This window comes from Phytobacter sp. V91 (genome assembly GCF_965644225.1).
In the GTDB taxonomy this organism is placed as follows: domain Bacteria; phylum Pseudomonadota; class Gammaproteobacteria; order Enterobacterales; family Enterobacteriaceae; genus CBFFRJ01.
Genome location: NZ_CBFFRJ010000170.1, coordinates 1 through 9,085, shown reverse-complemented (window position 1 = coordinate 9,085; position 9,085 = coordinate 1). Strand labels below are relative to the sequence as shown.

Sequence of the window (9,085 nt, the reverse complement as noted above, 5' to 3'; positions counted from 1 at the left end):
CGGGCATCGTGAAAAATCTATGGCAAAGAAAGCCTTATGTTCTCATAACTGACGATTAAATCGCACCTTCCTTAGCCTGGTGTTACTGCGGGATCCGATTCGCTTTGGCGAGAGTGAAGCTGCGGACATTGTGATTATGTTCGGCGCCCGCAACAGCAACGCGCATATTGAAGAAGGGATCCGCGCCATTGTTCATCTGCTGGATAACGATGAAAGGATGGCGGCGCTGCGGGCAGCGCGTACGCGAGAAGAGGTGGTGGCGCTGCTATGACGACACAAAGCAAAACCGTCGTGCTGGTCAATGGCGTCCCGGCATCCGGTAAATCAACCGTTACGCGCCAGCTCTCTGCGCGCTTTTCCCTGCCGGTACTCACTATCGACGGTATTAAAGAGCCGTTTATGGCGATGTTTGCCGAGATTGACCGGGTATTTAACCGACAGCTTGGCTATGCCGCCTATGACGTTATCTGGTCAATTATCCGCAATGCGCCGCCGGGCTGTCCGTTTCTGGTCGACGCCTGGTTTGGCTTTCAACCACGGGAGACGCTTATCGACTACCTGGAAAAAGCGGGCGTGACGCGGGTGCTGGAGGTGTGGAACGCGGTAACGCCCGAAGTGGCCGTTGCCCGCTATGCCAGCCGCCTTGGCGAGCGGCGAGTGGGCCATCCGGGCGAGGAGTACCTGCCGGAGCTGGCGGTGCTGGCCGCCAGGGCTGAACCCATGGCTCTCGGCCCGGTGTTTCTCATCGAACAGGGGAGCGAGAGCGAGTACGTCCGTCTCAACGCCTGGATCGCAGAGCATTTGTAAGCTGACGGTTGCTGCGCCGGTAGAGTGTTATTGCACCCCTGCCAGGCGCAACAATGCCGTCACGATTGCCGCTGAGATGATCACCACTATTAACGGCATTTTGCGCCACGCCAGGAACAGGGCAAACATCACCCCCAGCACCCGGGCCATGCCGGCAAAGTGTTCGCCTTCATACAGCGTTGCGGCCAGCGCGACGGCAAACAGTAAGGTGGTGGCCGCATCAGACAGCAGCGCCTGCGAGCGTTCAGACAGGGCCAGTTAGTTACCCAGCTTCGCGCCGCCAAAACGCATCAGATAAGTACCTGCCGACAGAATCGCAATGCCGCCGATTATCAGAGCTACGCTTGCCATTATTTCTTCCTCGTCAGCAGGCCCAGTAAAGAGATCAGTACCGGTAAGCCGACAGGGGCAAAGGGTACGGCAGCAAGAGACAGCGCTGCGCCGCTGGAGGCTCGTATCAGCGTGGTTTTCTTTTTCAGCGCGGGCAGTACCAGTGCCAGTAAAATCGCCGGAAAGACGGCATCCAGGCCGATCGTTTCCGGGGCGGGCAACAGTTTTCCGATCCCGGCACCGAGCAACACGCCCAGTGGCCAGAGCAGGGCGACGCCCATGCCACAGAGCCAGTAAGCGGCTTTGCGCTGCGCCGGCGTGGCTTGCGATAAACCAAACACCACGCTCTCATCATTCATGATGTGGCAGCCCAGCAAACTTTTCCCACGGCTACCCACCAGTTCACGCACCGTTACGCCAAACGGCAGATGGCGGGCGTTCACCAGCAATCCAGCCACGGCTGCGGCCAGTGGGTTACCACCGCTGGCGACGATGCCAATAAACATAAACTCGGAAGCCCCGGCCAGTACCAGGACGGAGAGAGAGAGCGGTACCCACAACGGAAACCCGTAGGCCATTGCCAGGGAGCCGTAGGAAACACCGACGACGCCAACGGCCAGGCAGACCAGGAAAATAGCTTTGATGGTATCGCTTTTAAGACTGGAGAAGTGATGTCTGAACATAGAAAACTTAGCTATATCGAACGAGTATCCATTATAATGAACATATCTTAACCGTCTTTCAAGAAAAACGATTCGTTCGTTATAAAAAACACCGGAGCCGTGTAATGACACAGCCAATTAGCGTTATTGCCAAAAGTCTGACGCGGGAACGCCAACGTACAGGGCTTTCACTGGCGGAAATAGCCCGCCGTGCCGGGATCGCGAAGTCCACACTCTCCCAACTTGAAGCCGGGAATGGCAACCCCAGTATCGAAACCCTGTGGTCTTTGTGTGTGGCGCTGGATATACCTTTTGCCCGCTTGCTGGAGCCTCAGGCCGTGAAAACGCAGGTGATTCGCCGCGGTGAAGGCACAAAAGTGCTGGCCGAACATGCTAATTTTGAGGCTATTCTGCTCGCCACTTGCCCGCCGGGTGCGCGCCGTGACCTCTATATCCTGACCGCACAGCCCGGCGCAGACCGCATTTCGCATCCGCATCCACCCGGATCGGTTGAACATATTATCGTCACCCGTGGTCGGGCGATGGTAGGACTAACGGAATCACCGGAAGAGCTAAATGCAGGGGATTACATCTGTTATCCTGCTGACCAGGCGCATATTTTTAAAGCCCTGGAGCCGGATACTGAAGCCATTATGATGGCAGAACAGAATTAAGCCGCCGCGCTGGCAGGACACTGTTAATGTTTCACGCGGTCTACAGACACGGAAAGGTATGTCACTTAAAGCAATTGCTAAACAACTCGGTATCTCCGTTACCACCGTCAGCCGTGCGCTGAATGGCTACGACGACGTGTCGCAGGAGACGCGCGCCCGCGTGCAGGCGGAGGCCGACAGGCGTGGCTATCGGCCCAATACTTTTGCCCGTCGGCTGAAGATGGGCAAAATTGACGCCGTTGGGCTGGTTTTCCCGGTGCACCCCGTTCCGTTGAACAATAGCGTGTTTATGGAGATGGTTGGCGAAATCAGCCGGGAGCTGGCGAGCCATGACATCGACCTGCTGCTGATTGCTGATGATGATCTGTCAGACAAGCATAGTTACCTGCGCATGGTGCAAAGCCGCCGTGTTGATGCCCTGATTGTCGCTCATACGCTGGATAACGACGTCCGGCTGGAACAGCTTCAGGCGGCGGGTTTTCCGTTCCTTGCCCTTGGGCGCAGCCATCTTGCCAGACCCTATGCCTGGTTCGATTTTGATAACTACGCCGGAAGCTGGCATGCCACCCGTTACCTGATCGAAAAAGGCTATCAGCGTATCGCGATGCTCGGTGAGCACAACAATCAGGCCTTTATCGCCCAGCGCCGCCAGGGGTATCTGGATGCGCTACGGGAAAGCGGACTTTCTGACCAGTGGTTGCGCACCTTACCGCCGTCACGTCGCGCGGGGTATCAGGCGGTTGAGGCGCTGCTTGCACAGCCGTTGCCGCCGCAGGCCATCATTACCGACTGCAACACCCACGGTGATGGTGCGGCCATGGCGCTCTTGAAGCACGGTAAGTTACAGGGCGATAACCGCGTGGCGCTGGTGGTTTATGACGGCTTGCCTGACGACAGCATTGTGGATGTGGATGTTGCCGCCGTGGTGCAGGCCACCCGTGAGGCGGTCGGTAAGCAAATTGCCGACATGGTTCGTCAGTTGATTGCAGGCGAACCTGTAGACCAATTACAGGTACTCTGGCAGACGGAGTTCCGCCCCGGCGTCACTGCCTGAAATCCCACAAACCATGGTTAAAATTTTGAGCTGATCACATATCCGAAACGTTTTGGTTGTTACCCGAAACGTTTCGGATCAAGGATGGTGGCATCCCGAATCTGGAGACGCCACATGGAAGCTTGTTACCTGCGCCTTGAAAGCGCCATCAACGATGTTGTTATCAAAACCCACCCCTTTGCTGAAATTATCTACTGGGGGCCGCACCTCAGTCACTTTTCGCCGGGCGATGCGCAAAGCCTGAGTCGCCCGGTCGCCAATGGCCGACTGGATGTCGACTCCCCGGTCACGCTGATGGCGGAATCCGGACATGGCCTGTTCGGTTCGCCGGGTCTGGAAGGGCATCGTGATGGTCTTGACGGTTCGCCGATTTTTACCACGGTTAATGTGCAGCGTACGGGGCAGAGCCTGACGCTGACGAGCGAAGATGAGGTGGCCGGGCTGCGGCTGACCAGTGAGATTATCCTCGACGCCTGCGGTGTATTGCAGGTGCGCCATGGGCTGACCAACCTGTTCACCACCGCGTGGCAGGTCAATCGTTTTGCCGTCACGCTGCCGGTGGCGGAGTACGCGCGCGATGTGATGGCCTTTCACGGACGCTGGATCCGCGAGTTTCAACCCCATCGCGTGCGGCTTGAACACGACAGCTTCGTTATTGAAAACCGCCGCGGTCGCACCTCGCATGAACACTTCCCGGCTTTGATGACCGGCACTCCGGGCTTCAGTGAATCTCAGGGCAGCGTCTGGGGGGCGCATCTTGGCTGGAGCGGTAACCACCGCTTGCGTGCTGAGGTGAAAACCGACGGTCGCCGCTATCTTCAGGCCGAAGCCCTCTATTTACCCGGCGAAATGGCGCTGGCAGAAGACGAAACGCTGTGGACGCCATGGCTCTATGCCAGCCACTCTTCCCGTGGGCTCAACGGCATGAGCCAGCAGTTCCACCAGTTCCTGCGCAGCAACATCATCAAGTTCGTCCAGGATAAGCCCCGCCCGGTGCACCTTAACACCTGGGAAGGGATCTATTTTGACCACGACCCGGCTTATATCATGAAGATGGCCGAAGAGGCGAAAGCGCTGGGTGTGGAGCGTTTTATTATTGATGATGGCTGGTTTAAAGGACGCAATGACGACTTTGCCGCCCTTGGCGACTGGTATCTGGACGAGGGTAAATACCCGCAGGGATTGCAGCCGGTTATTGAGCATGTGAAAGGGCTGGGGATGGAGTTTGGCATCTGGGTTGAACCGGAAATGATCAGCCCGAATTCCGATTTGTACCGTGCGCATCCAGACTGGGTACTGGCGCTGGATGACTACTCGCAGATCCTTGGGCGTCATCAGCTGGTATTGAATATTACCCTACCGGAAGCCTTTGATTATCTGCTGGAGAGGATGAGCTGGCTGCTTGGCGAGCACAACATTGATTACGTGAAGTGGGATATGAACCGTGAGCTGGTCCAGCCGGGTCACGGCAGACGTGCCGCTGCGGATGCGCAAACCCGGGCCTTTTACCGTCTGCTCGACACCTTACGCAGCCGGTTCCCGCACATTGAATTTGAGTCCTGCTCAGCCGGTGGTGGGCGTATCGATTATGAAGTCCTGACGCGCTGCCACCGTTTCTGGGCCTCAGATAACAACGATGCGCTGGAGCGTAATATCATCCAGCGCGGGATGAGCTATTTCTTCCCGCCTGAGGTGATGGGCGCGCATATCGGCAATCACCAGTGTCATGCCACTTACCGCCAGCACAGCATTGAGTTTCGTGGCCTGACGGCACTTTTCGGTCATCTGGGGCTGGAGCTGGATCCGGTTAATGCCGATGCGAAGGAACGCGAAGGCTATCGCCATTACGCTGCGCTCTATAAGCAGTGGCGCGAGGTGATTCATACCGGCACCCAGTGGCGTATTGATATGCCAGACGCCACCACTCTCGTGCAGGGCATTGTCAGCCAGGACAAGCGGCAGGGGTTGTTTACGGTGAGCCAGCTGGCGATGCCAGACTATACGCTGCTGGCGCCGCTGCGGGTTGCCGGGCTGGATGCCGGGGCGCGGTACCGTATTACGCTTCTCGATCACCCCAATATTCTCATTACCGACGAGGGCGGGCACACTATGCGCCAGCTTCCGGCCTGGATGACGACGCCACACATCGCCAGCGGCGAGTGGTTGATGCAGGCCGGAATTTCGCTGCCGGTGCTCGATCCGGAAAGCGCCATTCTGATCGGTTTTGAACGCGTGTGACCCCAACGGGGCCGCACTGCGGCCTCAATACTGAGGATAATAATAATGAACACGACCGCCTGTACCCATAAAAATAACCCAACATTCTGGATCTTTGGTTTATTCGTTTTCTTGTATTTCTTCATCATGGCCACCTGTTTTCCGTTTCTGCCTATCTGGCTCTCTGATGAAATAGGATTAAGTAAAACCCATACCGGCATTGTTTTTTCCTGTATGTCGCTGTCGGCTATTTCCTTTCAACCGATCCTCGGGATCCTCTCCGACAAACTGGGCCTGAAGAAAAATATGCTGTGGGTTATCGTCAGCATGCTGGTGCTGTTCGCCCCGTTTTTCCTCTACGTTTTTGCCCCGCTGCTCAAATTTAATATCTGGGCAGGCGCGCTGGCGGGCGGCTTGTATATTGGTTTTGTCTTTTCTGCCGGCTCCGGCGCGATTGAGGCTTATGTCGAGAGAGTGAGCCGCCATAGCCATTTTGAATACGGCAAAGCGCGGATGTTCGGCTGTCTGGGCTGGGGATTGTGTGCCTCAACGGCAGGGATTTTGTTCAGCATTAACCCGGCATTTGTTTTCTGGATGGGTTCAGCCGCTGCAGTCGTTTTAATGGTGCTGCTGGCGCTGGCCAAAACAGAATCGCCGAAAGCGTTATCCGTGGCGGAAGGTGAGGGTCGTCCATCGACCATTAATGTGAAAATGGTGATTGACCTGTTTCGCATGAAAAGAATGTGGATGTTTATTCTGTACGTGGTGGGCGTGGCCTGCGTCTACGATGTGTTCGATCAGCAGTTTGCCACTTTCTTTAAGTCCTTCTTTGCCACGCCTGAGGCCGGAACCAAAGCCTTTGGTTTTACCACCACGGCGGGGGAATTATGCAATGCGGTGATTATGTTCTGCTCTCCGTGGATCATTAACCGGATTGGGGCCAAAAATACGCTGCTGATTGCCGGGCTGATGATGGCCACGCGCATCATTGGTTCGTCGTTTGCCACCACCGTCTATGAAGTGATTGCGCTGAAAATGCTGCATGCGCTGGAAGTGCCGTTCCTGCTGGTGGGGGCCTTTAAATACATCACCGGGGTGTTTGATACCCGCTTGTCGGCCACTATCTATCTGATTGGTTTCAACTTCGCCAAACAACTGGCGGCCATTTTCCTCTCCGCCTTCGCCGGTAATATGTATGACAGGATTGGCTTCCAGGACACCTATCTGATCCTCGGCTGCTTTGTGCTGGCCATTACCTTACTGTCGGCGTTCACCCTGAGCGGCAGAAAGACGGTGTCAGCACCCACAAATACGCTGGAGGCGAGATAACGCTGGATGGCGGCGTAAACGCCTTATCCGGCCTACAAAACGTCTGTTCCCGTAGGCCTGATAAGCGTCGCGTCATCGGGCAAAAAAATGAGCCTCCTCTTGCGGTGGCAAATTAACCCGGAGTTAATTTAAACTGTAAGAATAGTTCTTACATCTGGGGTGGGTATGGCACGTACAATGACTGTAGATCTGGGCGATGAACTTCGTGAGTTTGTTGAATCACTGATCGCCGCCGGAGATTATCGAACGCAAAGTGAAGTGGTTCGTGATTCCTTAAGGCTATTGCGTGAGCAGCAGGCACAATCACGCTTAAATCATCTGCGCTCGCTTTTAGCTGAAGGGCTGGCAAGCGGCGAAGCGAAAAAATGGGAGCAGGATGCTTTCCTTCGAAATATCAAAGCCAGGGTGGCGACAAAGGATGAGAGAGATTGAGTTAACGCCAAAAGCCAATGAAGATCTTGAAAGCATTTGGTTATACGGTTTTGAGATGTTCGGTATGGAAAAGGCCGATCGCTACATTCTGCATTTATCTTCGGTGTTTGGTCACATTGCACAACATCGTGCTGGCAGGCGCAGAGAGGAATTAGGGCAGGATATCCGTTCATTTCCCAGTCGGCAGCATGTCATTTTCTATAAAGAAGATGAGCAAGCCATCATCGTTATCCGCGTCTTACATCATTCGCAGGATGTCGAAACCCATCTGTACTGGCAATAGCTCCCCTTGCGGGGAGCTATTTCGTTTTTACGCCAGGTAAAACACCTCTTTAAGCTCCGCACTTACCGGGCTGTTATCCGGGTTGGCGGGCATCACATCACTCATATGCCGCCACCAGCGCTGGCAGACATCGGTGTTCGCCACCGCGTTCCAGCGCTCTTCAGACTCAATTTCCACGCTGGCGAACAGCAGGTTACGTGCTTTATCGAGATAAATGGCGTAATGGTGCGCGCCATGCGCTTTCAGCACCGCCTCAAGCTCAGGCCAGATCGGGTTATGGCGACGTTCGTACTCTTCGTGTGCATCAGGGTTAACCTGCATCACAAAGGCCTTACGGATCATAATGCCTCCAGGTAAAGCTCACGGACTTCTTCGCGGCTGGCGGTGCGCGGGTTGCACGGTGCGCACGGGTCAGCCAGCGCTTTGTCCAGCCAGCCTTCGATATCTTCTTTGGTGACGCCCAGCTTACTGAAGCCTGTCGGAATACCCACGCGGGCGCTCAGATCGCGAATGGCCTGGATGGCTGAGCGACTTGCCGCTTCATCGCTCATGCCCTGAGTATCAACTCCCATAGCATGGGCGACGCGCGCAAAGCGCACCACCGCATTCGGGCGGTTAAAGTTTTCGATGATCGGCAGCAGGATGGCGTTGCACACTCCGTGCGGCAGGTTGTGAGTCGCGCCTGGCTGGTGGGCAAGGGCGTGCACCAGGCCAAGACCGGCGCTGTTGAATGCCATACCTGCCAGATACTGACCGAAAGCCATCTGCTCACGGGCCTCAAGGTTATGGCCGTTATCGACCGCTTTTGGCAGCCACAGATTGATAAGGCGAATCGCTTCCAGCGCATTGGCATCGGTCAACGGATGGGCGCCAACGGAAACATAGGCTTCTACTGCGTGGGTCAGGGCATCCATCCCGGTTGCCGCCGTCACCGCCGCCGGGATTTCCAGCATCACGCTGGCGTCATCGACGGCAATATCCGGAATGATATTCGGGTCGATGATGACCTCTTTCACCTGGCGGGCAGAGTCGATGATTACGGCGTTGCTGGTCATTTCAGCCGCTGTTCCTGCGGTGGTATTAATGGCCACCAGTGGAACGCCCGCGTTTTTCACTTTACCCACGCCGGAATAGGCGGTGGAGGGGCCTGGGTTGGCGGTGAGGATTTTTACCGCTTTGGCGGTGTCGATCGGGCTGCCGCCGCCAAAGGCGATAACATAATCTGTATTAGTCGCGACTTGATCTGACACTTGACCTTGAAAGGTTGAGAGTTACCGGTTTTGATATGGGTGTCGAA

9 protein-coding genes and 3 pseudogenes are annotated in these 9,085 nt (G+C 55.8%); 8 read left to right on the top strand and 4 right to left on the bottom strand.

Features of this window, described 5'->3' with window-relative positions; all coding sequences use genetic code 11:
- Positions 1-67: 67 nt before the first annotated feature.
- Together ACSZO4_RS23215 and ACSZO4_RS23210 are read left to right on the top strand one after the other, a co-directional pair.
- A pseudogene (locus ACSZO4_RS23215) lies at positions 68-271 on the top strand (PTS sugar transporter subunit IIA); the annotation flags it as partial.
- Positions 268-807, top strand: coding sequence for an AAA family ATPase (locus ACSZO4_RS23210; RefSeq protein ID WP_437891418.1), 540 nt, complete (start codon positions 268-270; stop codon positions 805-807). The pseudogene ACSZO4_RS23215 and the gene ACSZO4_RS23210, both read left to right, overlap by 4 nt.
- A 27-nt stretch (positions 808-834) precedes the next feature.
- On the opposite strand, the pseudogene ACSZO4_RS23205 reads toward ACSZO4_RS23210, so the two are convergent.
- Together ACSZO4_RS23205 and ACSZO4_RS23200 are read right to left on the bottom strand one after the other, a co-directional pair.
- Positions 835-1,158, bottom strand: a pseudogene (locus ACSZO4_RS23205) (AzlD domain-containing protein).
- Positions 1,158-1,820, bottom strand: a complete 663-nt coding sequence (locus tag ACSZO4_RS23200) for an AzlC family ABC transporter permease (RefSeq protein ID WP_437891416.1) — start codon at positions 1,818-1,820, stop codon at positions 1,158-1,160. The pseudogene ACSZO4_RS23205 and the gene ACSZO4_RS23200 overlap by 1 nt, the downstream one beginning before the upstream one ends.
- Positions 1,821-1,924: 104 nt before the next feature.
- On the opposite strand from ACSZO4_RS23200, the gene ACSZO4_RS23195 reads away from it, so the two are divergent.
- The 6 genes from ACSZO4_RS23195 to ACSZO4_RS23170 all read left to right on the top strand — a co-directional run bounded on the left by ACSZO4_RS23195 (position 1,925) and on the right by ACSZO4_RS23170 (position 7,788).
- Positions 1,925-2,473 carry a helix-turn-helix domain-containing protein gene (locus ACSZO4_RS23195; protein WP_437891415.1) on the top strand — a complete coding sequence of 183 codons (549 nt, stop codon included), beginning with the start codon at positions 1,925-1,927 and terminating at the stop codon, positions 2,471-2,473.
- A 58-nt stretch (positions 2,474-2,531) separates the two neighbouring features.
- Positions 2,532-3,527, top strand: coding sequence for a LacI family DNA-binding transcriptional regulator (locus ACSZO4_RS23190; protein WP_437891413.1), 996 nt, complete (start codon positions 2,532-2,534; stop codon positions 3,525-3,527).
- Positions 3,528-3,641: 114 nt separating this feature from the next.
- Positions 3,642-5,765 (top strand): alpha-galactosidase, encoded by a 2,124-nt coding sequence (locus tag ACSZO4_RS23185; RefSeq protein ID WP_437891411.1) that lies wholly within the window; start codon positions 3,642-3,644, stop codon positions 5,763-5,765.
- A 45-nt stretch (positions 5,766-5,810) separates the two neighbouring features.
- The gene (locus ACSZO4_RS23180; protein WP_437891410.1) at positions 5,811-7,073 is read left to right on the top strand and encodes an MFS transporter; all 1,263 of its coding nucleotides are present in this window, start codon (positions 5,811-5,813) and stop codon (positions 7,071-7,073) included.
- A gap of 165 nt (positions 7,074-7,238) precedes the next feature.
- On the top strand, positions 7,239-7,505 hold the full coding sequence (locus ACSZO4_RS23175; protein ID WP_437891409.1) for a type II toxin-antitoxin system ParD family antitoxin: 267 nt from the start codon (positions 7,239-7,241) through the stop codon (positions 7,503-7,505).
- Positions 7,492-7,788: a type II toxin-antitoxin system RelE/ParE family toxin gene (locus ACSZO4_RS23170; RefSeq protein ID WP_437891408.1), complete on the top strand. Its 297-nt coding sequence runs from the start codon at positions 7,492-7,494 to the stop codon at positions 7,786-7,788. Before ACSZO4_RS23175 ends, ACSZO4_RS23170 begins: the two co-directional genes overlap by 14 nt.
- A gap of 27 nt (positions 7,789-7,815) precedes the next feature.
- On the opposite strand, the gene rhaM is transcribed toward ACSZO4_RS23170, so the two are convergent.
- Together rhaM and ACSZO4_RS23160 are read right to left on the bottom strand one after the other, a co-directional pair.
- Positions 7,816-8,130, bottom strand: a complete 315-nt coding sequence (gene rhaM, locus ACSZO4_RS23165; protein ID WP_437891406.1) for an L-rhamnose mutarotase — start codon at positions 8,128-8,130, stop codon at positions 7,816-7,818.
- Positions 8,127-9,014: pseudogene (locus ACSZO4_RS23160) on the bottom strand (iron-containing alcohol dehydrogenase); the annotation flags it as partial. The pseudogene ACSZO4_RS23160 and the gene rhaM, both read right to left, overlap by 4 nt.
- Positions 9,015-9,085: the final 71 nt, after the last annotated feature.